The organism is Yaniella soli, from assembly GCF_054782375.1.
Genome location: NZ_BAAGSP010000026.1, coordinates 1 through 21,626 on the forward strand (window position 1 = coordinate 1; position 21,626 = coordinate 21,626).

At 57.0% G+C, this 21,626-nt stretch carries 23 protein-coding genes; 9 read left to right on the forward strand and 14 right to left on the reverse strand.

Annotated features, from left to right (window positions below; translation table 11 throughout):
- Nucleotides 1-175: 175 nt before the first annotated feature.
- Both ACYVJT_RS12165 and ACYVJT_RS12170 read left to right on the forward strand, forming a co-directional pair.
- Nucleotides 176-454 carry a hypothetical protein gene (locus ACYVJT_RS12165; protein ID WP_343959489.1) on the forward strand — a complete coding sequence of 93 codons (279 nt, stop codon included), beginning with the start codon at nucleotides 176-178 and terminating at the stop codon, nucleotides 452-454.
- Nucleotides 451-753 (forward strand): transcriptional regulator, encoded by a 303-nt coding sequence (locus ACYVJT_RS12170; protein WP_343959487.1) that lies wholly within the window; start codon nucleotides 451-453, stop codon nucleotides 751-753. The genes ACYVJT_RS12165 and ACYVJT_RS12170 overlap by 4 nt, the downstream gene beginning before the upstream one ends.
- On the opposite strand, the gene ychF is transcribed toward ACYVJT_RS12170, so the two are convergent.
- Together ychF and ACYVJT_RS12180 are read right to left on the reverse strand one after the other, a co-directional pair.
- Nucleotides 750-1,835, reverse strand: a complete 1,086-nt coding sequence (gene ychF, locus ACYVJT_RS12175; RefSeq protein ID WP_343959485.1) for a redox-regulated ATPase YchF — start codon at nucleotides 1,833-1,835, stop codon at nucleotides 750-752. The genes ACYVJT_RS12170 and ychF overlap by 4 nt on opposite strands.
- Before the next feature lie 66 nt (nucleotides 1,836-1,901).
- The gene (locus ACYVJT_RS12180; RefSeq protein WP_343959483.1) at nucleotides 1,902-3,641 is read right to left on the reverse strand and encodes an L-aspartate oxidase; all 1,740 of its coding nucleotides are present in this window, start codon (nucleotides 3,639-3,641) and stop codon (nucleotides 1,902-1,904) included.
- Nucleotides 3,642-3,719: 78 nt separating this feature from the next.
- Here ACYVJT_RS12180 and ACYVJT_RS12185 point away from each other — a divergent pair, with 78 nt between their 5' ends.
- Together ACYVJT_RS12185 and ACYVJT_RS12190 are read left to right on the forward strand one after the other, a co-directional pair.
- A complete protein-coding gene (locus tag ACYVJT_RS12185; protein WP_343959480.1) occupies nucleotides 3,720-4,670 on the forward strand; it encodes a LysR family transcriptional regulator in 951 nt (316 codons plus the stop codon).
- A gap of 173 nt (nucleotides 4,671-4,843) precedes the next feature.
- Entirely contained in the window at nucleotides 4,844-5,209 is a 366-nt protein-coding gene (locus ACYVJT_RS12190) for an MmcQ/YjbR family DNA-binding protein (protein WP_343959477.1), read from the forward strand.
- A 34-nt stretch (nucleotides 5,210-5,243) separates the two neighbouring features.
- Here ACYVJT_RS12190 and ACYVJT_RS12195 read toward each other — a convergent pair whose 3' ends face one another.
- The 5 genes from ACYVJT_RS12195 to ACYVJT_RS12215 form a co-directional block, all read right to left on the reverse strand.
- Nucleotides 5,244-7,307, reverse strand: a complete 2,064-nt coding sequence (locus ACYVJT_RS12195; protein ID WP_343959474.1) for a heavy metal translocating P-type ATPase — start codon at nucleotides 7,305-7,307, stop codon at nucleotides 5,244-5,246.
- Nucleotides 7,308-7,454: 147 nt separating this feature from the next.
- The gene (locus ACYVJT_RS12200) at nucleotides 7,455-7,943 is read right to left on the reverse strand and encodes a hypothetical protein (protein WP_343959471.1); all 489 of its coding nucleotides are present in this window, start codon (nucleotides 7,941-7,943) and stop codon (nucleotides 7,455-7,457) included.
- A 45-nt stretch (nucleotides 7,944-7,988) separates the two neighbouring features.
- A complete protein-coding gene (locus ACYVJT_RS12205; protein WP_343959467.1) occupies nucleotides 7,989-8,534 on the reverse strand; it encodes a hypothetical protein in 546 nt (181 codons plus the stop codon).
- 112 nt (nucleotides 8,535-8,646) lie between these two features.
- Nucleotides 8,647-8,979: a thioredoxin family protein gene (locus ACYVJT_RS12210; RefSeq protein WP_343959464.1), complete on the reverse strand. Its 333-nt coding sequence runs from the start codon at nucleotides 8,977-8,979 to the stop codon at nucleotides 8,647-8,649.
- Between the two features lie 80 nt (nucleotides 8,980-9,059).
- On the reverse strand, nucleotides 9,060-9,884 hold the full coding sequence (locus tag ACYVJT_RS12215; protein WP_343959462.1) for an SDR family oxidoreductase: 825 nt from the start codon (nucleotides 9,882-9,884) through the stop codon (nucleotides 9,060-9,062).
- A gap of 147 nt (nucleotides 9,885-10,031) precedes the next feature.
- Here ACYVJT_RS12215 and ACYVJT_RS12220 point away from each other — a divergent pair, with 147 nt between their 5' ends.
- Both ACYVJT_RS12220 and ACYVJT_RS12225 read left to right on the forward strand, forming a co-directional pair.
- Nucleotides 10,032-11,246: a DNA recombination protein RmuC gene (locus ACYVJT_RS12220; protein WP_343959460.1), complete on the forward strand. Its 1,215-nt coding sequence runs from the start codon at nucleotides 10,032-10,034 to the stop codon at nucleotides 11,244-11,246.
- 4 nt (nucleotides 11,247-11,250) lie between these two features.
- Complete coding sequence (locus ACYVJT_RS12225) at nucleotides 11,251-11,715, forward strand: SgcJ/EcaC family oxidoreductase (RefSeq protein ID WP_343959458.1); 465 nt, start codon at nucleotides 11,251-11,253, stop codon at nucleotides 11,713-11,715.
- Here the strand turns inward: ACYVJT_RS12225 and ACYVJT_RS12230 are convergent.
- Nucleotides 11,703-12,641, reverse strand: a complete 939-nt coding sequence (locus ACYVJT_RS12230; RefSeq protein ID WP_343959456.1) for a hypothetical protein — start codon at nucleotides 12,639-12,641, stop codon at nucleotides 11,703-11,705. The genes ACYVJT_RS12225 and ACYVJT_RS12230 overlap by 13 nt on opposite strands.
- Before the next feature lie 78 nt (nucleotides 12,642-12,719).
- Here ACYVJT_RS12230 and xseA point away from each other — a divergent pair, with 78 nt between their 5' ends.
- Together xseA and ACYVJT_RS12240 are read left to right on the forward strand one after the other, a co-directional pair.
- Nucleotides 12,720-14,000, forward strand: coding sequence for an exodeoxyribonuclease VII large subunit (gene xseA / locus ACYVJT_RS12235; RefSeq protein ID WP_343959453.1), 1,281 nt, complete (start codon nucleotides 12,720-12,722; stop codon nucleotides 13,998-14,000).
- A complete protein-coding gene (locus ACYVJT_RS12240; protein ID WP_343959451.1) occupies nucleotides 13,993-14,265 on the forward strand; it encodes an exodeoxyribonuclease VII small subunit in 273 nt (90 codons plus the stop codon). Before xseA ends, ACYVJT_RS12240 begins: the two co-directional genes overlap by 8 nt.
- A 21-nt stretch (nucleotides 14,266-14,286) precedes the next feature.
- Here ACYVJT_RS12240 and ACYVJT_RS12245 read toward each other — a convergent pair whose 3' ends face one another.
- From ACYVJT_RS12245 to ACYVJT_RS12255, 3 genes are read right to left on the reverse strand one after another with little or no spacing between them, the layout of a single operon-like run.
- Nucleotides 14,287-15,522, reverse strand: coding sequence for a pyridoxal phosphate-dependent aminotransferase (locus ACYVJT_RS12245; protein ID WP_343959448.1), 1,236 nt, complete (start codon nucleotides 15,520-15,522; stop codon nucleotides 14,287-14,289).
- A gap of 44 nt (nucleotides 15,523-15,566) precedes the next feature.
- Nucleotides 15,567-16,511, reverse strand: coding sequence for a hypothetical protein (locus ACYVJT_RS12250; RefSeq protein ID WP_343959446.1), 945 nt, complete (start codon nucleotides 16,509-16,511; stop codon nucleotides 15,567-15,569).
- 5 nt (nucleotides 16,512-16,516) lie between these two features.
- Nucleotides 16,517-16,981, reverse strand: coding sequence for an NUDIX hydrolase (locus ACYVJT_RS12255; RefSeq protein WP_343959444.1), 465 nt, complete (start codon nucleotides 16,979-16,981; stop codon nucleotides 16,517-16,519).
- A gap of 55 nt (nucleotides 16,982-17,036) precedes the next feature.
- On the opposite strand from ACYVJT_RS12255, the gene ACYVJT_RS12260 reads away from it, so the two are divergent.
- Nucleotides 17,037-18,887, forward strand: coding sequence for a hypothetical protein (locus tag ACYVJT_RS12260; protein ID WP_343959442.1), 1,851 nt, complete (start codon nucleotides 17,037-17,039; stop codon nucleotides 18,885-18,887).
- On the opposite strand, the gene ACYVJT_RS12265 is transcribed toward ACYVJT_RS12260, so the two are convergent.
- The 3 genes from ACYVJT_RS12265 to ACYVJT_RS12275 form a co-directional block, all read right to left on the reverse strand.
- A complete protein-coding gene (locus tag ACYVJT_RS12265) occupies nucleotides 18,888-20,078 on the reverse strand; it encodes an aminoglycoside phosphotransferase family protein (protein ID WP_343959439.1) in 1,191 nt (396 codons plus the stop codon).
- A gap of 11 nt (nucleotides 20,079-20,089) precedes the next feature.
- The gene (locus tag ACYVJT_RS12270; protein WP_343959437.1) at nucleotides 20,090-20,923 is read right to left on the reverse strand and encodes a hypothetical protein; all 834 of its coding nucleotides are present in this window, start codon (nucleotides 20,921-20,923) and stop codon (nucleotides 20,090-20,092) included.
- Nucleotides 20,924-21,003: 80 nt separating this feature from the next.
- Nucleotides 21,004-21,618 (reverse strand): GNAT family N-acetyltransferase, encoded by a 615-nt coding sequence (locus ACYVJT_RS12275; protein ID WP_343959435.1) that lies wholly within the window; start codon nucleotides 21,616-21,618, stop codon nucleotides 21,004-21,006.
- Nucleotides 21,619-21,626 lie beyond the last annotated feature (8 nt).

Genomic DNA, 21,626 nt, shown 5'->3' on the forward strand with positions numbered 1-21,626 from the left:
GGTCGCTACCAATATTTTCGGAAGACCCCGACACCTTCCACCACCTTCACCCCCGGCGTGTCTTAAACCCTCACCCCACCCTTAAACCGGAAGAGCCTGTTTAGGTCTACTTTGGGCTACACCGATCGCAGCAATGGCGGCGGGGCTGCAATGGTCTGTATACACTGGCCTGATAGTGGTAGTTATCACCGCCTTTTGGGCCGCCACGCTCACCCGGAAGCGCGGTGTGACCATGCCGCCAACCTACCCCTCTTCGCGCGCCACTATCTATGCAGTCTTGCTCTTCACCGTCGGAACAACGTGTGCTCTCGTCGCCGTTTGGGCGCACAACATTGACACCCCGCTAGTCATATTCCTCGCAGCAACGGTCAGCGCCGCCACAACGACGTTCACTGGATCACGGATCGACCGTGAGATCGTAGAAGCAGGTCGAAAGCAGTCGGTCTCTAAATGAATTTCGATATAGACGAAACGATCCACGCTCCGAAGCGACTTGCGATCTGCTCGATGCTTTCATCCACCAGTACAGTCGAGTTCGGGGTGATTCGCGATGAGCTGGGCGTATCAGATTCCGTCGCGAGTAAGCAGCTCAAGGTGCTAGTTGACGCTGGCTACGTCAAGCTGGAGTCCAAGGTGGCGAAATCTAGCCGTCGTCCGCGTATGTGGGCCTCACTCACTCCACTGGGTCGTGTAGCCTTCTCCGAATACGTGCAGAAAGTTCAGGAGATAATGACGGGCGGCATGAGCGATTAAACGTTAAATCGAAATTCGACGACATCGCCGTCCTGCATCAGGTATTCCTTACCTTCGAGACGGACTTTGCCTTGTGCTTTCGCTTCAGCCATTGAACCGTTTGCTACGAGGTCTTCAAATGAAACCACTTCGGCACGAATGAACCCGCGCTGGAAGTCAGTGTGGATGACACCCGCAGCTTCAGGAGCGGTATCGCCCTTATTGATAGTCCAAGCGCGTGCTTCTTTGGGCCCGGCGGTGAGGTAGGTCTGCAGTCCAAGCGTCTCAAAACCTACGCGTGCGAGCTGATCCATGCCGGATTCTTCCCGCCCAGACATTTCCAGCATCTCCTGGGCTTCTTCTTCCGAGAGCTCTACGAGTTCAGATTCAAACTGAGCATCGAGGAAGACTGCACGTGCCGGAGCAACGAGGTCGGTCAGCTCCTGTCGGCGGGCCGCGTCATCTAGTACTTCGTCATCGGAGTTGAACACGTAGATGAACGGCTTAGCGGTCAGCAGGTTCAGTTCCTGCAGGTGTTCCATCTCCAGTTTGTCCGAGTCGATGGAAGAAAAGATGGTATCGCCGCGCTCCAGCACAGTCTGGGCAGCGATCATTGCATCCAGTACGGCCTTATCGGCTTTCTTGCCTTTGACCTCTTTTTCAGTGCGCGGGATGGCACGTTCAAGCGTCTGCATGTCAGCGAGGATCAGCTCGGTGTTGATGGTTTCCATATCCGAGCTTGGATTGATCTCGCCGTCAACGTGGATCACATCGGAGTCTTCGAAGACGCGAACAACCTGCGCGATGGCCGAGGATTCACGAATGTTGGCCAGGAACTGGTTGCCCAAACCCTCACCCTCGGAAGCACCTTTGACGATGCCAGCAATATCAACGAAAGAAACCGTGGCTGGCAGGATCTTTTGGGAACCAAAGATCTCTGCCAACTTGTCCAGCCGCTCATCCGGGAGGTTGACGATCCCCACGTTGGGATCAATGGTCGCGAATGGGTAGTTCGCGGCTAAAACCGTCTGGCGGGTGAGGGCATTAAATAACGTTGACTTACCGACGTTGGGTAGTCCGACAAAACCAATAGATAAAGACACGGCCCTTACTCTACCTTGTCGAAATGGTCCACGGTTCGCGGTGCGTCTTTTTGAATTGCTCGTGTATTATTCGACCAATTTGCCTTCGACACTGACCTCACGGATTAGCTCGGTGAGCTCCTGTGGCACCGGTGCAATCGCTTCGCGAGTCACACCGGTTTCTGGCGACCAAACCAGATTGACCTGCAATCCTGCGTCCATCTCTGGGAAGTCGCTCCGGTTATGGCAACCGCGAGTTTCGCGACGCTCCAGGGCGGCTTCGAGTGTGGCCCGGGCGGACAGTGCTGATGATTTCAGATCGTACGCGTGGGCGAGGTCTTGGAAGCCTGCAATGTCGGGGTGGATGCCGATATTTTCCATGCGGTATTCAATCTCGTCGAGTCGAGCCAGGCCTTTCTTGAGTCCTGCTTCGTGTCGAACAACGCCAGCGTATTCGGTCATCATGTCACGAATCGCACGCTGTAGAGCACGTACATTTTCCGTCCCATCTGCTGCCAAGAGGCGATCAACTTCACCACGGGCTTGCGCAATTGCTTCAGCAGAACGGGTCTGAGCCAGCAGGTTCGCCGAATAGTCTGCTGCAGCCTGGCCCACAATGCGTCCGAACACCAGGAGTTCAATCAGCGAGTTCCCACCCAAGCGGTTCGCCCCATGGAGTCCGCTGGATGCCTCACCGATTACATACAGCCCGGCGACATCGGTGGAGTGGTCTTCTGGACGGACCCAGACCCCGCCCATTGAATAGTGCGCGGTCGGGGCGATTTCGATCGGCTCACGGGTGACATCGAGCATCTGAACTTCAAGCATGGTCTGATAAACCCGCGGCAGTCTCTCAAGAATGACCTCGCGTGGCAGATGCGACAGGTCTAACCAAACGCCACCTTTTTCAGTGCCTCGGCCTTCCTGGATTTCGGTATAGGCTGCGAGCGCCACGCGGTCACGGGTGGACAGTTCCATGCGTTCGGGGTCGTAGCGTTCCATGAACCGCTCGCCCAGTGCGTTGCGAAGGATGCCACCTTCGCCGCGAGCGGCCTCTGAGATGAGTGTGCCTGCGGCGTTTTCTGGTTCTATGATTCCTGATGGGTGGAATTGGACGAGTTCTGGGTCGCGGAGTCTGGCACCGGCTTCTACCGCGAGACGGAACGAGTCACCGGTGTTTTCGTCACGGCGAGAGGAGGTGCGGCGCCAGATCCGGTTATGTCCACCAGCCGCCAGGATAACGGCGTCAGCATGTACCAAATAGCGGGTGCCGTCATTCACATCAAAACCATAGGCGCCGAAGACCTTGTTGTCCTCGGTCAGGATGTCGGTGATGTAGACGGTGTCGAGGATGGGGATGTCCAGTTGTTCGCTGCGTTGCACCAGGCTTCGCTGGATCTCCAGCCCGGTGTAGTCGCCAGCGAATGCTGTGCGTCGGAATGTGTGTGCACCAAAGAACCGCTGTGAGATGCGCCCGTCCTCTTCACGGGCAAAGCCCATGCCGAAGCGTTCGAGGTCGGTAATGCCCTCAGCGGCACCTTTGGCAACAATTTCTACGGTGTTCGGGTCAGCAAGGTAATAACTTTCCTTGATCGTGTCAGCGGCGTGCTGCTCCCAGGTATCCTCGGCGTCCATCGTGCCAAGTGCGGCATTAATGCCGCCGGCTGCTAGTGAGGTGTGAGCATCATTGCGTGGGCGCTTCCCCACAGCCAATACGTCAACACCTTGCTCGGCTAGCTCAATGGCAGCGCGCAGCCCAGAACCGCCCGTGCCGATGACGAGCACACTGGTCGAGATTTTCTTTTCTTGAATCCTGTTCTTCAACATGTGCTCAACGCTAAGAACTTTGCCGATGATTAGTCCAATGAATTCTATGACTGGTCACGATACATATATGCTATGACCATGAATCTTGAACAACTCCAAGGATTTCTTGCCGTGGCTGAAACCGGGCATTTCACCAGGGCAGCCGCCGAACTGCATCTCGCACAGCCCACGCTGAGCCGCCAAATCTCTACGCTCGAAATCGAGCTTGGGTCCGAACTTTTCAATCGAGCTAGGGGCAACATCACACTGACGGCGGCAGGCGAAACGCTGCTCCCGGTGGCTTCACGCATGCTTGCCGACGCCGAACACATCCGTTTTCAGATGCACGAGATGGCGGGGCTACGGCGCGGGCGCGTCCGTTTAGGAGCCCCACCGAGCATGTGCGTTTCTGTCGTAGCGGAAGTCGTTGGTCCGTATCACGCTGACTATCCGGGTGTGGATCTGCACCTACACGAATCTGGTTCGCACAACCTGCTCAATGAGCTGGTGGGTGGCTCCTTAGATTTAGCGCTCATTGTGGCTTCCGATCACGACCCCTCGTCTGCAGAGAGCCTGGCTCACACACCGTTGCTTGTCGAAGAGCTCATGGTGATTTCTGGGCATCCGGCTCATTTCGCCGAGCATGGTGGTCAGCTAACGCTTCGCCAATTGGCCGCGCTACCGCAGATTGTATTCTCGGAAAGTTATGACCTTCGTGCGGCAACTATGCAGGCTTACCGGCAGCAAGACCTCGTACCGAACGTGGTCCTAGAGGGTGCAGAAATGGACGCTGTTTTGCGCTTTGTCGAACGTGGTTTGGGTGTTGCGGTGGTCCCGGCGACGGTGCTCCTGGATCGACCTGGCTTGGAATCCCGACGTCTGATCGAACCGTCCTTGACGCGAACTATCTCACTTGCGCACCGGAAAGATGTAAGTCTCAGCAGGGCAGCCGCTGCCATGCAACGCATGATCCTGACGACGACTGAAGCACTCGCCAGCCAAAGCCCAGCGATTCATAGCCTTACCACAGAGAAACACCTCGAAGGTTGACTGCGGCTCTGCCTATGCCAAGGCTTGAAGGTGAACCATCCCAAAGAACGAGAGGTGCATCGTGCAGGGACGCAAGCAGCAGGACGTGGCCCGCGAAATGGCCGAGGGGTTGCCCGCGTCGACGATGGGCTCCCTTTCGACCCCCGAGCTTCGGTGAAGCCCCAGGGGCATGTATGAAACTCACCGGCAAGAAGTTACAGCAGATCGCCCGAGCAAGAGCAGAGTCCCTGCCCGGGGTATCGAACGGGCAGCCTTTCACCGAGAGTCTCGATGTGTACAAGGTCGCAGACAAGGTGTTTCTCATCGTCACCGATGACCCAGACGAGCTGATCATTACTATCAAAGCAGATCCGGACCACGGTGACGCCCTACGTCAGGACTACCCAACGATAATTCCCGGTCGCTATCTAGACAACGAGCACTGGGTGAGCGTTGGCGCCGGCAGTGGGATCAGCGAGGATCTGGTTAAGGACCTGGTGGACGATTCCTACGAGCTCGTCCGAGAGTCCCTACCGCAGAAAGACCGGCCCAACGACTGACCTCGGCCCTTTGGAGATGCACGCGCGACCCCGTTTACCGCTGCTCGAGCACCATGCGCGTGCTTGCTTCGGGACTGAGATCTATTCGTCGTAATAACTGTGCGTTCAGCGCCACGACAATGGTCGAAAGTGACATGAGGATGGCCCCAACGGACATCGGTAACACGAAACCAATGGGCGCCAGTATGCCTGCCGCCAACGGGACTGCTATGAGGTTGTACCCGGCGGCCCACCACAGGTTTTGTTTCATCTTGCGGTATGTGGCACGGGACAATTCCATGACCGATAGCACTGATCGTGGATCAGAGCTGGCCAGGATCACACCGGCAGAAGCAATAGCCACATCGGTACCAGCGCCAATGGCAATACCAACATCAGATTGGGCCAGTGCTGGCGCATCATTAACACCATCACCGACCATCGCCACCTTGTTGCCTTCCTCCTGCAGCTGGGCGACTTTGGCTGCTTTGTCTTCGGGACGCACGCCCGCAAAGATTCGATCAATACCGAGTTCGCGTCCTACTTTCTGCGCGACGGCCTCGGCATCGCCGGTAATCATCACGACGTCCACCCCTAGCGCATGAAGGGCAGTGACAGCGTCATGAGATTCTGGACGGATTTCGTCTGCGAGTTTCAGGCCTCCGATGACCGTGCCATCACGAACGACATGGAGAATAATCGCGCCTTCACTACGCCAATTCTCGGCGGCAGAAACTTCTGCTTGCCCAACCTCATCCAACATGTAGGGACCCCCGACGCGAATCTGCTGGCCCTGGACGGTCGCGGTGACACCCACCGCAGGCGAGGAAGAAAAATCGGTTGACTGTTCCAGGCGAATGCCGCGCTGCTCGGCCGCACTGACGATGGCTCGAGCCAGCGGGTGTTCGCTGGGTGCTTCTGCGGCGGCAGCAAGTCCCAGTACTTCGTCAGCGGCGATTGCACCAACCGGCTCGATGTCGGTAACCGTCGGTTCGCCTTTGGTGAGTGTGCCAGTTTTGTCGAAGAGGACCGCGTCGACGTTTCGCATCGATTCCAAGGCCAAACGGTCTTTGACGAGCACTCCCCCGCGTGCGGAACGTTCGGTGGCAATCGAGACCACCAACGGGATGGCCAGACCCAACGCATGCGGACACGCAATAACTAACACGGTAATGATCCGAACCACGGCGGCATCGGGAGTGCCGACGAGCAGCCACACGATAGCGGTGATCACGGCCGCACCGAGTGCAAACCAGAACAACAGTGCTGCCGCACGGTCGGCGATACGTTGAGCTCGTGAGGACGAGCTCTGTGCTTGCGCCACCAGACGGTTAATGCCGGCGAGCGCAGTATCATCACCAACCGCGGTGATTCTGACTCGCAGCCCGGAATCAGTGGCCACCGTTCCGGCGGTCACCGCATCATCTTTGCCTCTGGTGACAGTGCGTGATTCCCCGGTGATCATGGATTCGTCCATGGCCGCGCCACCATCAACGATGACACCGTCTGCAGGAACGCTTGCCCCGGGACGAACGATGACGACATCATCGACTGCGAGCTCGTCTGGTGCCACGTGGACGACTTCGTCACCTTCGACGCGTTCAGCCTGATCTGGCAGCAACGCGGCCAAAGAATCGAGCGCTGAGGTGGTCTGTGCCAGGGAACGCATCTCAATCCAGTGGCCAAGCAACATGATGACCACGAGTAGGGCGAGTTCCCACCAGAACTCCAGTTCTGCATCGACGAGGCCAAGCGTCGCAGCCCATGAGGCAAAGAAGGCCACACTAATGCCCAGCGCGATCAGCAGCATCATGCCTGGAGCACGAGATTTGATTTCACCAACTGCTCCGGTGAGGAAGGGGCGCCCACCCCACACATACATCACGGTCCCGAACAGGGGCGCGATCCACAGCGACCAGTCGGGTGTCGAATAACCAATCAGGTTGGCGAACATCGGGGAAAAGATGATCACTGGCACCGCGATGATGAGATGTATCCAAAACAGTCGACGAAACTGTCCAACGTGGTCTCCGTGATCGCCATGACCACCGCGATGGTCATGTCCCTCGTGATGACTGTGCTCATCGTGATCATGATGGTGGGTTGTCGAATCCGCCATCGTGGTACACCTCCAAATTCGTCCTGGCCGCAGCTAGCGTACCGGCTCACGGGCCAGGGGCGTCATGTAGAGCCGTCGCATCGAACTCCAGTGTGGCACAAATGTCCTGCTATGTTCTGGGCCCAATGTACGCGACAACTTGGCGCGTTACTCTTCGGTGGGCTTTTGATACCCTCCGATATATAAGCCCGGCACGTTCTTGGCGAGCTTAACAACTTCGTCAAGCAACATGGCAAAGCTCGTTTCGGTTTGTTCGAAGAAGCGTCGGGTGACGTAGTCTTCAAGATGCAGCGAACGGTAGTCCCCATCTGCATACAGCATTAGCATCCAAGTTGGTGCTGTGTATTCGTTTTCGCCCAACGATTCGATGCCCATCGCCCAGTCTGATCTGACATAGCGCATGATGATTTCACCGAAGCAAATGGTGAGGTCTCGAATGAGTTCTTGGCACAGCGTGGTTGGCGAACCGATGTGTTGATGTCGTACGAGTTCCCTGCCGGTCAGGCACAGATCGTCGAGTGCTTTCAGATCATCGACATTGACAAAATTGGCGATGCGCTGGTTGGCTTCATACCGGTCGGGCAGTTCGGCACAGGCCAGTGGGCGGGTGTATCCGGCTGTCACGTTGGCGTTCACGGTGGCTCCTAAAAATCGTGATGATACGACGCGAGATAGACCGACTTAGGCGGCCATGGATGCGTCCGGTTCGATGTCTTCACCGGTGATAAAGAGCGTTTCGACTTCTTCCCTGAACAGATATCCGTGATTCCAGTCGATAATTTGATCCAGAATCTCATCGAGTGATACCGGCCAGCGGTGGCTTTCGTCGAGCCGTTCCAAAATGATGGATGGGGCGAATACGCTTTGGCCAGCAAATCTATCGACCAACACCCCACCAGGGTTTTCTTCGTGCCAAGCGATTGCGCTTCGTAATGTCGAATCATCATCAACAAAGTCGACTGCGAGACGCGCCAGTGTGGTGTTATACAGCAGCTGCTCCCCAAAATACACGGCAAGACCGCGGATGAGTTCCTTCGATGAGGAGGTCAGACCGCCTGCACTGTTGGATTTCACTCGATCGCTGACAAAGTGGGCAAAGTCTTCCATGCTGACGCACCCGTGGTCTCTACCAATTTTTTCGAATCGTTTGACGTCCTGACGGATGCTGGTTTTCTCCCGACGGGTGAATGCTCGAGGTACAAGCTCTACTGGTTTTTCCATGGTCATGTCGAACTCCTGCTTCATCGTGATTTGATGTGGATAACAAGAGCTTGGCAGGAAAGACCACGGCGCATCAGGCGTGTTGGAGTGACTGTGGATAACTCAACGAGGTTCGTGGCTACATGGGGTTGTTGCCCAGCGTGCGTATCTGTTCGACGATTTCGGCGAATTGCCGACGGCTCATCACGCCTGATTTTGCAAATACGTGTTTGCCGTTGCGAAACGCCACGAGAGTAGGCAGTGAACGCACACCCATGATGGCAGCGAGCTCTTGTTGTTCATCCGTGTTGACGGTGGCGAATACGACGTCCTCGAATTGGTGTGAGACGTCGGTGAAGATGCGGGTGAATCGTGCACAGGTGGTACACCAGGGAGCCCAGAAATCCACGATGACCGTGGCATTATTCTCCACCGTGGGGCCGAGGGTTTCCAAGGTCAGCTGCTGCATCATGACTCCCCTCCTCCACCATTCAACGCGACTTAAACGACGGTATCCGGGACCGTGTCCCGGATACTCAGCCTAGTGGTGTATTAGTCGACGAAGATGTCTTTTTCTAACTCGGTGGGATCTATGCCGGGCGAATACTGTCCGAAATCTGTAACACCCGTGTCTTCGAGGACATCCTCACACAGCATCGTCTGACCAGCGTATTTGCCACGTTCAGCAGTCAACACCGCATGAGCAGAGTCTGAATAGACTTCGGGTGTTCGCGAACGATCATACATTTCTGATCCACCCAGGGCGTATTGCACGGCAGCAGTCTGGATGGTGGTTTTGGGCCAGAGGCATGTCGCCGGGATGTCGTGCTGGGCCCCAATACCTAGTGTTGCCAGACTCATGCTGTATTTTGCCATCATGTAGGCAGGTGCGGCGCCCAACCATTTCTGACTCATGTTCAAAGGTGGTGACAAACTCAAAATCCGCGGATCGGCAGCTTTTTTCAGATGCGGCAGCGCGGTGCGAGTCAGTAAAAATGTGCCCCGCACGTTGATGTCGTGCATCAGGTCGTAGCGTTTCATCTCGATCGTCTCGGCGGGTTCGAGGTTAATGGCCGAGGCGTTGTTGATGACGATGTCAATGCTCCCGAATTCTTCTACGGCAGCATCGACGGCCGCCTGCACATCGGCTTCTTCGCGAACATCACCGACTATCGGCAGCGCGCGGCCTCCGGCAGCACGAATTTCATCGGCGGCGCTATAGACGGTGCCCGGAAGTTTAGGATGCGGCTCTGCTGTCTTGGCCAGCAGCGCGACGTTGGCACCATCTTCGGCAAGTCGCTTGGCGATCGACAGACCAATGCCGCGACTGCCTCCAGAAATCAATACAGTTTTGCCTTGCAATGTGGATGTGGACACGACGCTGCTCCATTCAGTAGTGACTTGTAAGCTACCTTACATTCTCCCACTATATACCGATACTCCAAGTATCGGATACTTCATTTTCCCAATGACATTGCAGCGAGCCACCTTATCGTGTCCGTGCGGTGTGCCAGGGTGAGAGGTATGGAGATTTCAACTGCAATTGTGTTGTCTATTTTGATTGCCGTGGTGTGCTTCGGCGCCGGTGTTTTTGTTGGGAGTCGCATTGCCTCAGGCCGGACACCACCCTCCGACGACGCCGCGCTGCGGGAACAATTAGCCACTGCCCAAACTCGTGCGGAACTGTTGGACCGTCAGCGCGATGAGGATCGTCAGCAATTTCAGTCGCAGCATCAAATTTTACAGATGCTTGGTCCACTGTCTCAGCAGTTGGAACAGCTGGGCGGTCAGGTTGCCCAATTGGAACGCGATCGTGGGCAACAATATGGCCAACTGTCTCAGCAGCTGCGCAGTGCGCATGCCACGGATTCCGCGCTGTTAGAAAATACGCAAAAGCTGGTGTCGAGTCTGCGATCCTCATCTGCTCGTGGCCACTGGGGTGAGGTCCAGTTGCGGCGCATCGTCGAGGCGGCTGGCATGTTGCCACATACCGATTTTGACGAGCAAGTCAGTTTTTCTGTCGATACGGCAGCCCGAGATGGTGAACAGTTCCGCCCCGATATGCTGGTTCATCTCCCCGGTCAAAAGTCGTTGGTCGTCGATGCGAAGGCGCCAATGTCGGCCATCTTGCAGGCCGCAGAAATACCAGCCGATGGCTCCGAAGAGGAACAACGTCGCCGCAGCGAGCATGAAGCGGCGCACGCCCGCGCCCTGCGCTCACACATCACAGCGCTGAGTACCAAGAAGTACTGGGCGGCACTGGAGAACACCCCGGATCTAGTATTGCTGTTCCTACCAGCAGAATCGCATCTGGCAGCGGCCCTGGACATTGATCCACAGTTATTGGATTATTCCTTCGGTCAGGGAGTCGCGCTGGTTTCGCCGGTCTCGCTGCTGGCTACACTAAAATCCGTGGCATATGCCTGGCAACAAGAAAACCTCGTCGATAATGCACGGACCGTCTTCTCATCCGCCAGGGAACTCTACGAACGGCTGGGCCTGATGGGACGCCGGTTAGATTCGCTCGGCAAATCCCTAAACACGACCGTCTCGCGGTTCAATTCCATGATGGCCACGCTGGAAGGCCGGGTGCTGCCGTCGGCCCGGCGCCTCGAAGAACTCGACGCGTCGCTAGACACCATCGATGTACCAGAACCGCTCCAACACACAGCCCGTGATGTGACTGCGCCAGAACTTCAAGCCAATATCGATGCAGCCCACGCCAGGGATTCGGAGTAGTGCGATGAACCGTCAGTCACCAAAATCCATCCTCACCGGTTTTCAGCGTGCCTGGAATACACACGATGCGGATGCCTTGGCAGCCTTGTTCCTTGACGATGCACATTTTGTGAACGTCACCGGCCTCTGGTGGTCCAGCCAGGGGCAAATCCGCACGGCGCACCGCTACGGGTTTGAGCACATTTTCGGACACTCGCACATGACTATTGGACGAACCGAAATCCGCTTTTTAGGTGACGACCACGCACTGGTACACGCTCGGGTCACCGTGACTGGACAGCGCACACCCGACGGACATGTGGCTAAGGACCGTCGAACAGTCTTCAGCTTTGTGGTCACCCGGTGCACCGATGAGCTCGGGGACTATTGGAAAGCCGTTTCAGCACACAACACCGATGTCGTCCCTGGCGCGCCGGAAACGCACGTGAACTCACCCCAGGGACAACAGGCGGTACGCTACCGGAGCTGACGACGACTGCGTTGATTTGAGGAGATAAACCCGCCCAGAATTCCCAACAGTGCGATACCTACACCGATTGCAATGAGAATCAGGATCTGCGGATCCGCCCAGTCCTGCACCGCCCGCAAAAAGGGCCGTAGCAATGATAGGTAGGCGGCGTCCCCATCATCTTCAAGAATAGAATTCTGCATCGCGGAGAAGCCGAACTTGGAAAACACACCAACGACGGCTATGACCAGCCCCGTCACCAACCAAGAAATCCAACGGCTCCCACTGGAGGCCACCAACAACGCCATGAGGAACACAATGCCGACAATGACCAGCAGGATCGGCCACAGGGTTATCAGCTCCTCAGCCAACACCACCTGTTCAGCAGTCAGCATCGTCACCGGAGGAACAGAAGTGTTCACCGTCAGATCAGGGTCAGTGTTCAACGAAACGGAATTCTCTGAGGCTCCGGGGAGATCGGCGGTCGCCTCACGGATCGTGTCCTCAAGCATCGACACAGAAACCTGGGCTACCGGATCTAACTGGAGCTGCAACTGTGCGTCCGTCGCGTTGTCTGCGATGGGTTCACCAGCTTCCATCCGGTCACGCAACGACGCAATGTCTTCCACCCACCCCGTACGCGTCAGTTCTAGGCTCTCAGACCACGCCTGGTCGAAATCCTCATGCGCTGTGATCTCACCAGCTGCGGCAGACACGGCCTCACCGACTGCATCATCAATGAGCCCGACACCGGTAGAGTCAGCAGCCATACTGCCTAGGGCATCGGGAACGGAGGCCTTAAACTCCTCTGCAGCTTCACCCGATCCCAAGATGTCTTGGACGGGCTCTGGCTCGTGGATCACGCTGTTGAGTTGCCACGCAACCAACCCAACAGAGGCGGTCACCCCGGCAATAATGGCGAGTATGACCGCCAAGAAGTTACGCATCCGTGAAACCTACTTTCTCCAAATTATGTCAATTTGTGAAATCATCATGGTGTTCAAGAACTAGTTTAGGTGGAAGTGATGACTGAACACACTCCAGCGCACAGCAGTCCTGCGCAGCCACAGCAGGCCGCCGACACCTCGGCGGAGAACCCGTGGCCGCTCGCGCGATTATCAGACAACCTGAAACGCTACATCGAACGCGTCTCCCCCACCTGGGTAGAAGGCCAACTTATCGAACACCGCATCAGCCGTGGACATGCCTGGATGACCATGCGCGACCTCGACGTGGAAATGTCACTGCCCGTGGTGGCCTGGGCGCGCACCGCACGAACCTTGGACAGCTCCATCACCGAAGGTAGCCGGGTCGTGGCCCTGGTCAAACCAAACTTCTATACCAAAACCGGCCGCCTGACCATGGTCGTCAACGATATGCGGCCCGTAGGTATCGGTGAACTGCTGGCACGTGTAGAACGCCTGCGACGTGCACTGGCCGAAGAAGGGCTCTTTGCCCCTGAACGCAAGAAACCCCTTCCGGTACTGCCCAACCGCATCGGACTCATCACCGGCCGTGACTCAGATGCGATGCACGACGTCCAGCGGAATGTGTTGCTGCGCTGGCCCGGTGCCACCTTCGAGGTCGTCCATGCCGCAATGCAGGGCCCGCAGGTCGGTACAGAAGTCGCCGCCGCGCTGCACAGGCTCGACGAGAATCCTGCGGTCGATGTCATTGTCGTAGCGCGAGGCGGCGGGGCACTGGAGGAAGTCATTCTGCCATTTTCCGATGAAGGTCTGGTTCGAACCGCAGCTGATCTGACCACCCCATTGGTATCGGCCATCGGCCACGAGGCCGATCGACCGGTGCTCGATGACGTCGCAGACTTTCGGGCATCCACCCCGACAGATGCGGCGAAGAACATTGTGCCCGATGCCGCCGTCGAGTTAGGGGCCATTGCGGATACGCGGGTGCGCATGGCCCAAGCGGTACAACGTCTCGTGGATGTACAGGGCCAACAGATCGCCCAGTTGCGCTCTCGTCCGGTCATGGCCCAACCGTCCACCATGATCACGACTCGAAGCGATGAAATTCACCAAATGCTCAGCAGGGTCCGAGCGACGTTTGCGCATCAACTGGACCGTGGCAGCGATCAGATTGGCCAGCTCAAAGCCCGGGTACGATCTCTTTCCCCACAACAAACACTCAACCGCGGCTATGCCGTAGTGCAGCGCCACAACACGATACTACGGTCCGTCAACGACGTCGGCGTCGGCGATGAACTCGATATTCTGGTAGCTGCCGGCCGGCTCAGTGCAACCACCACCGCGGTAACCGATACGACACAGGAGCAACCACGTGACTAAAGAGCAACCACAACCCGCCGTCGAGGGCTTCTCCTCAGCTGATGTGTCCGACGTTGACACACTCAACTACGAACAGGCCCGCAGCGAGCTGATCCAAACAGTTGAACGCTTGGAGGCCGGCGGCGCTGGTCTCGAAGAATCACTTGCGCTGTGGGAGCGCGGCGAAGCACTCGCTCGGCGCTGTGAGGCGTGGCTGACGGGTGCCCGCCAACGTCTCGAAGAGGTGCGCGCTGAAACGCAGCAAAGCGCACAACCCGAGGCGTAAACCCGGTTCCGCGCGACGAGTTTAGGCGTGACGGTAGCGGTAGTCTTCCAAAAAGTCGGCAATGCGTTCGATTCCTGTGGATAATTCGCGCACCGACGGCAGCGTTACCAACCGGAAATGGTCGGTAGCCGGGTAGTTAAACGCCCCACCGTGGGAGACCAGGATCTGTTGTTGCCGCAATAGCTCGATGACAAATGCCTCGTCGTCGTCGATCGGATACATTTCTGGGTCCAACCGCGGGAACAAATACAGTGCTCCATCGGCCTGCTGCACGGAAACACCCGGGATCTCACGGAGCATCTTCACGGCAAGGTTGCGCTGTTCTAGTAGGCGGCCGCCCGGCAAGATCAGATCGTTGATGGATTGATATCCGCCCAGTGCCGTTTGGATCACGTGTTGTGCCGGCACATTGGAGCACATCCGCATATTCGCCAGCAACGTCAGGCCTTCAAGAAAGTCTGTGGCGCGATGCTTCGCGCCTGAGACCGCTACCCAGCCGGCACGATATCCGGCGACCCGGTAGGCTTTCGACAACCCTGAAAACGTCATCACCAGGACATCATCGGCAATGGAGGCCGCATGAATATGTTTGGCGTCTTCGTAGAGAATTTTTTCATAAATCTCATCAGACAAGACCACCAAGCCATGCTCGCGAGCGATCTCGAAGAGCCCCTCCAATGTCTCTTTGGAATAGACGGCACCGGTAGGGTTATTCGGGTTGATGATGACCAGCGCTTTGGTACGTTCTGAAATGCGAGACTCAAGGTGCTCCAAATCGGGAACCCATCCGTCTTCTTCGACGCAACGGTAGTGCACTGCTTTGCCACCAGACAGTGTCGTGGCGCCGGTCCACAGCGGATAGTCCGGTGATGGGATCAGTACTTCATCGCCATCATCCAACAGGGCCTGCAAGACCATGGATATCATCTCGGAAACACCGTTGCCGATGAACACCTCATCGCTGCGGATATCCATGATGCCTTCGGTTTCGTAGTACTGCGAGACGGCTCTGCGTGCCGAGGTGATCCCTTTAGAATCCGAGTAGCCCTGGGCTTCTGGCAGGTTTGCAATCATGTCTTTGAGAATCTCATTCGGCGCTTCAAACCCGAAGGGCGCTGGGTTGCCGATGTTTAGCCGCATAATGCGGTGACCTGCGGCTTCGAGGCGTTGGGCTTCTTCGAGGATCGGACCGCGAACATCGTAGCGGACGTTGAGTAATTTGGATGATTGACGAATATCGCGGTGAGCGCGGGTCACGTAGGTCCTCCTGAAACCGTTGAGTTTAGGTTGATTGTAGATGACTACTCGACGTCGTCGGTTGAAAAGTCAGTCACCGTGTCGTCGTCCATCAGATCCTGATTGGCTAACCAGTATCGAATCGCGTCATCGACCTCGTACTGCAAGTCCGATGTCGAGGTTTGGGCATTGTGGTAGCCACGTAACAGATCAGTGGCGGCTTCACTGTCGAGTTCTTCAACGACCGCCGTCACGTGTGCGGCCAGTGACTCATTGATATCGGTTGATGCCACCGCCACCATATTTGTGTTGGGCCACTGTTCAGTTTCCAGCTCTAAGGTCGCCAACCCTTGATCGGCGATGACCGGGTCAACACTCGAGAGCACCGCCACGGTCTGATCTTCGGTGATCAGCCGACGGGTCATCTCCTCATAGGTGTCACTATCGATGGCTCCGGTGCTTTCAAAGGCCGGCTCACACCCTACTTCGGCCAGTGCTGTTCGCAGGTCGTCAATTTCCTCTTGTGCAGTGACGGTATGCAACCATGTCAGGTCAGCACAGGCAGGATCGGTCTGGTCGTCGGCCACAGCCTGCTCGTTTTGGGCTTGGGCAAACTGAGCTGCCGTAACCGTCGATGCGGTGGGTGTCAGCCCCAACTCGGCCGGCGCTTGAGCCACGATATCGACATCTCCGGGAAGTTGCGGCGCGGAGTCTTGTGTGTCAGCTTGCTGGGGTGTTGTCACGACGGCAATAGCTTCATGATCGCTCGCTGTTTCATCATCCAAAGCGGCAAAGACGGCTTCGTGATCATCGTGGGACTGTATTTCGACGTCTGCGCCCTGGGATACGACGTATTCCGCAACTGCCAGCGAGGTTGCTTGATCCAGTGCTGCCGGAGTCGTCGCGATGGTCAGATGGGCGGCGTCAACGGGCTCGCCCGTGGAACAGCCAGCCAGCAGCAGCCCCGCGGCAGTAAACACCACCAAACGCGTAGGGAAAGTCTTCGCCAAGCTTGTCACCATTCTTGTGTGATTTGGGGTGTACCAGTTGCCATTTCCAGGGCTTCGCCGACCCATTCAGACACCCGGTGGCCCTTGGTTATCGAACGATTATGCAACTGGCTTATTGGAATCCACGCCGCATCCGTAGAGGACCCGCCGACCTCGGGACGCAGCGTTCCGGAGACGATTTCTGCGGTGTAGAGCAGACGCAAAATTTGGAGTGGAAGGTACTGTCCGGGGACGCGTTTCTCTGCGGGAATGAGATGCGTGGCCGCAGACAAAAACCTCGTGAGCACAACGTTATACCCGGTTTCTTCCCAGACTTCACGCACGCATGCGACATCGGGTTGTTCGTCGAATTCAATACCGCCACCGGGCAGCGTCCAGAACGAGCCGATGGAGCTCCCCCATAGACTCAACAAAACTTCATCCTGTTTCGTAATGAGCGCATAAGACCCTGGTCGCCACTGAAATTCCATAATTCCACAGTCTAGTGGTCGTCACTGCGTCCAAGTGATCACTAGACTGTGAGTCATGCATTCCTCGACGTCGTCGGCTGATTTTGAAGGACCAAACAGCCAATCCGCTTTGCCATCCATGGTCGAACCAAAATTGCGTTCGTTATTGAGTAATGGACCATCTTCAACGGATCTTCAGCACGAAACTGCACATACCGCGCGTGGCTGGTTAGATCTCGCCCACGAGGCGGCCTACGCGGATGATCTCGAGAGAGCCTTAGAGTGTGCCTCACACGGTTTGGCCAATGTCGGTACAAAGGCTGAGGTCGCACTGGGCCTGTATCGGCTGGTTGCCTCGGTACACCATAAGCTCGATGACGAGGCTGCCATGCTCGAAGCCATTTCGAATCGCACTGACCTGTTACGGACACTTGGTCAAACGCATCAGGCAGACATGGAAGATCAACTCGGTTCGATCCTCTTTGCCGAAGCCGATGCGTTTGCTTCCACGGTCTTGTCGGGTGTCGCCGATCAAGAGCGCTCTTCGGGCGGGGTCGACACGGTCTTAGCGGATGTCTTAATTGGTTTGGCCGTACATCAGATGAGCCAGATGAATGGCGAAGAAGCACTCGAGCTGATCGAAGAGGCGGCCGCACTACAGCGTCGTCGCGCAGATGCCGGCTACCATTTGTCTGCCGGCTCCCTTGCCAATACCGAAATGTTTTTGGCCCATCTGAAATTCATGAATGAACAAGTCGATGCCGCCGATACGCTGTCGCAGCAGATTCTTGAAACCGGCTGTAATCGTGCCGTGCGAGCCGCAATGTGGATGATGCAGGCGGTGATCGCGCATCATCGCAACGATATGCCAGACGCCGCAAGCTTCGGGGTACGTGCGCTCGAGTTGTACGCCCGACTCCAGATTCGGCCCGGTGCGGCCTCCGCCGCCTCACTGGTGGCCTCCGTTGCTCGTCGCGTCGATAGACACCAGTTATCTGTTCTGGCGTGGAAGGTTGCCGTTGACCAGGCTGAACAGGGCGAGGTCGAAGAAACCTCGGGCCTGGTAGCAGCGCTTGGTCACCAGCTATTGGATGCCGGTGAAGTCACCGAAGCCGAAGAAGTTCTCACCACGCTGGTCACCCGCGAAAAACTTTCTGGCAACCACCAGATTTTGGCGCATGCGCTCATTGATTTAGGCAATGCGGTATGCCGCCAAGGCCGATACACCGATGCGGTGAAGCATTGGCGCGATTCCATTGACGCGTTTTTGAAAGTTGATGCTGTTCGTGAGGCGGCTCGCACCAGTCTTGGTGCGGGTATGAAACTTGTTGAAGCCGACGATGAGAAGATATTTGCTGACGCCGAGGAATTGATGCGTCAAGCCGTGGAGATGGCCAAGGCGTCTGAAGATCCCGCGGTGGAAACCCAGGGCCTGCGTGAATTGGCGAAGTTGTTGTGCGACCAGACGAAGCCCGAGGGTTTAGCACTCTACGACAAGGCCATCGAGCTGGCGGGCAATGACGAGGTACGCTATGTGGCTGCTGAACTGACTCGCCAGAAAGCGCACGCGTATCAACTGTTTGGCAAAAATAATAAAGCCGTTGCGACCGCATTGACGGCTGCTGACATGTTCGAAGATGAAGCGGAACTCGCTATGGGCCACGGCTGTGAGTTGATGGCCGGCAAATTCTTGATCGAAGACAGTAAATGGTTGGAAGCTACGACGCTGTTTACCACGATCGCTGAGGCCGAAGGCATCCAGCCGGAACTACGTCGCGCCGCCCTGTTGGGGCTGTCCACCGCATTGCGCGGCCAGGGTGAGCATCACGACTCTGAACGCATGAAGCAACAGGCGCAACGTATTGAAGTGGAGACCCCATTGCCGACCGAACATGAGTTCAGTGCGGACACCGTCTTCGACGACTGACTACGCCAGTTCTAGTAGCGCTTCAACGACGCGTAAGTATCGTTGACCTCGGGCCCGTGTTTGCTCATCAGGCTGGTAGCCAGGGATCAGGCTCACCACCACCGCAGCTGAACGTACCGCGAGCGTATGAGGGTTCGTGTATGGTGCCAGTTGACCAAAAAATCGCATGGCCGTCTGCCAGCCCCACTGAGGATTGTGGGCGTATCCTAACACTGCGACATGACCGATGAGGCATGCGTAATCATCAACCCGATAGCCGGGCCCTGCCCCATCCACATCCAAAATTTGGCGGATCTCACCCGTCACCGGATCCACCAAAATATGCGCCTCATAGAGGTCCCCGTGTGTCGGAACGACCGGGCCGAGGTCCAGCTGCTGGTGTGCTTGGTCAAAGCGATACGCCAATTGGCCTAGCCGAGCATATTCTTCCGGCATCGCCTGGTGTGCCGACTGGATGAATTCTTGATACCGGTCCGCCCACGAGGCGCGGTGTGGGTAGTGCAATATTTCGCGAGGAAACCGATCGAGCAGGTCGATCAGCTGGCGTGCATCAAATCGAGTGACCACTCCTTCAGTGCGAGCTAGTTCCCCGAGTGGCATGCCTTGACCGCCGGCCAGAGTTAGCACGTCTGCTACCGGTGGGGCAATGGGAGGCACAACGGGAACGCCGGCGGCCCCAAGCGTGAGGTGAATGTTGTAGAGCGTCTGGGCGATGCCGGGCCGGAGTACTTTCAAGTACAGGGTCTCGCCGAGGCCAGCGGGTGTTTGCGGCGTCAAGCGTGCTTTGAACACTGCCCGGTTCATCGGTCGATAGATGACGGTGTGTAGTGCAGTGAGTTCACGATCCGGGGCGAAATGTTGCCGCACCTGGGCGGGTGTGGCGGCGAGCGTGAGTCCGGGGAGCAGCGGGTCGTGGGGATGTTCCCAGGCGAAAATATTATAGTCGTGGAGCTTCGTCGCGTAGCCGCGCGCTTCGGAGGGCACCGGTGCGGTGGTCAGGCCGTAGTAGAACTGGCCCACTCCCCCATCGTGATGCGCAGAGACTTCCGCGATCACATAATAGTGTCCGGCACGGTATTGGACATCGTGCAGCGTGGCACTGAGCATGCGGCGATGATCTGAGGCGACCAGTGCGCCAAGGAGTCCGGTGAGGTCAGCACGGCTAAACGGCCCGAAACCACCGGTAAGCATTGGGGTGTTTCCTAGATGGCGCGGCGACGGTTGAGTACTTTGTCCAGATCCAGACGAGTGTTGGCTTTTTCCGTAATCTTTTCTTGGTACTGACTCGATACACCTTCGCTCAGCTGCACATCACGAGATGGTACCGGCTCCTGTGGAGTTTCCAGTGGCTCTGGTGCGTCACGAGCAACCTCGGGGGCATCGAGGTACATCGGACGTGGCAGTGGCTTGCGGGCCGGCACAGGTGCTGGCGTATCGACCACGGGTGCTTCGGCCACTGGTGCGGCCGGTTCTTGTGGCGTTTCTGGTTCGTCAGCGACGTCGAAGACTTCGTCGTCGTGCTCTACCGGCGTCTGCTGTTGTCGAGCGGTAGCCTGGTAAGTGGCAATACTGGTTTCCAGTCCTTCTGAGATGCTGAGACGTTCGCGTTCGCGGGCTCGTTTTTTGGAGTCAAGGATGGCAAGGCCACGCAGGGCACCGTAACTTGCTACCGTGATGAGCGCGCTGATGCCGGCTGTCAGCCAGGTCGCGGCCCCAAAGAGAGCGGCCAAAAAGGTCACGAGGGCGGTCAAGAGCGCGAGTGCTCCGACCGCAAAGATAGTGAGGCGACCCCAGCGAATTGAGAATCCAGTGCCGCCGGAGGGTGTCGAAGATGGGGAAGATTTCATAGCTTTCCTTCGTTGGCGGGATTCGCGGCTCTTTCGAGTCCGTTGTGTGACATCCGGACGACGAGCAAGCAGAATCAAGCCGGCTACAACAACGACTACGACGACGATCGAAGCCGCGATGTCGATTTCGGGCAGGAATCCGAGCGTAGCGGCTAGCGACTCTTCAAGCTCTCGGATACGGTTGTCCACCCTCATAACGATATACCCGGTCAGTGCAAAGTTGGCGGCTTTGTCAGCGTGTGTTGCCAGTTTTGGGGTCGAAGTGAATGTTATGGCACTCGTGAAAGCAATCCGCCGAGGGGAAGTTCTGGTGTAGTGATCGCAAACGATTCGTGATCACGCCAACGCCCGTTAATGTGAATGAAGTCGTTGCGAATACCTTCGGACCTCAGCCCGAGTTTTTCTACCACCCGCAATGACGCGGCGTTATCGGGCACAATATTGATTTCGACCCGATGCAAACCGACACGGGTGAGTAAGTAGTCGGTGGCCAGAGCAACTGCTGTGGGCACGATATTTCGACCCGCATGGGCTTGGTCCACCCAGTAGCCTAATGCCGTGGATCGCATGGATCCCCACAGCACCGGGGCCGCAATCATTTGACCCACCAACTGTGTTGTCGCATGGTCTTGCAAAAAGATCGCCCAGGGGTAGGAGACTGCGTTTCCACCGTCACGGTTGTGTGCGCGCACCATCGCACCATAGGTCATGGCATTGTTCTTACCGGTCGGATCGGTCGCTTCCCACGGTGCAAGCCAGGCCGCATTTCTGCTGCGGATCTCGTGCCATTGCCGCCGGTGAATGTACCGTAGTGGCGCCAGCTGTACGTGCTGATGCTCCAGCGTGACTGGCCAGCGCATTGGCGCGGCGGAGAAGTGGCTCATGGTTCCAT

Bases quoted from the DNA above. Each gene is read 5' to 3' on its own strand.
- ACYVJT_RS12170 (WP_343959487.1), top strand. From the start codon at position 451: ATGAATTTCGATATAGACGAAACGATCCACGCTCCGAAGCGACTTGCG.
- ACYVJT_RS12180 (WP_343959483.1), bottom strand. From the start codon at position 3,641: ATGTTGAAGAACAGGATTCAAGAAAAGAAAATCTCGACCAGTGTGCTC.
- ACYVJT_RS12185 (WP_343959480.1), top strand. From the start codon at position 3,720: ATGAATCTTGAACAACTCCAAGGATTTCTTGCCGTGGCTGAAACCGGG.
- ACYVJT_RS12190 (WP_343959477.1), top strand. From the start codon at position 4,844: ATGAAACTCACCGGCAAGAAGTTACAGCAGATCGCCCGAGCAAGAGCA.
- ACYVJT_RS12195 (WP_343959474.1), bottom strand. From the start codon at position 7,307: ATGGCGGATTCGACAACCCACCATCATGATCACGATGAGCACAGTCAT.
- ACYVJT_RS12205 (WP_343959467.1), bottom strand. From the start codon at position 8,534: ATGACCATGGAAAAACCAGTAGAGCTTGTACCTCGAGCATTCACCCGT.
- ACYVJT_RS12210 (WP_343959464.1), bottom strand. From the start codon at position 8,979: ATGATGCAGCAGCTGACCTTGGAAACCCTCGGCCCCACGGTGGAGAAT.
- ACYVJT_RS12220 (WP_343959460.1), top strand. From the start codon at position 10,032: ATGGAGATTTCAACTGCAATTGTGTTGTCTATTTTGATTGCCGTGGTG.
- ACYVJT_RS12225 (WP_343959458.1), top strand. From the start codon at position 11,251: ATGAACCGTCAGTCACCAAAATCCATCCTCACCGGTTTTCAGCGTGCC.
- ACYVJT_RS12230 (WP_343959456.1), bottom strand. From the start codon at position 12,641: ATGCGTAACTTCTTGGCGGTCATACTCGCCATTATTGCCGGGGTGACC.
- xseA (WP_343959453.1), top strand. From the start codon at position 12,720: ATGACTGAACACACTCCAGCGCACAGCAGTCCTGCGCAGCCACAGCAG.
- ACYVJT_RS12255 (WP_343959444.1), bottom strand. From the start codon at position 16,981: ATGGAATTTCAGTGGCGACCAGGGTCTTATGCGCTCATTACGAAACAG.
- ACYVJT_RS12260 (WP_343959442.1), top strand. From the start codon at position 17,037: ATGCATTCCTCGACGTCGTCGGCTGATTTTGAAGGACCAAACAGCCAA.
- ACYVJT_RS12265 (WP_343959439.1), bottom strand. From the start codon at position 20,078: ATGCTTACCGGTGGTTTCGGGCCGTTTAGCCGTGCTGACCTCACCGGA.
- ACYVJT_RS12275 (WP_343959435.1), bottom strand. From the start codon at position 21,618: ATGAGCCACTTCTCCGCCGCGCCAATGCGCTGGCCAGTCACGCTGGAG.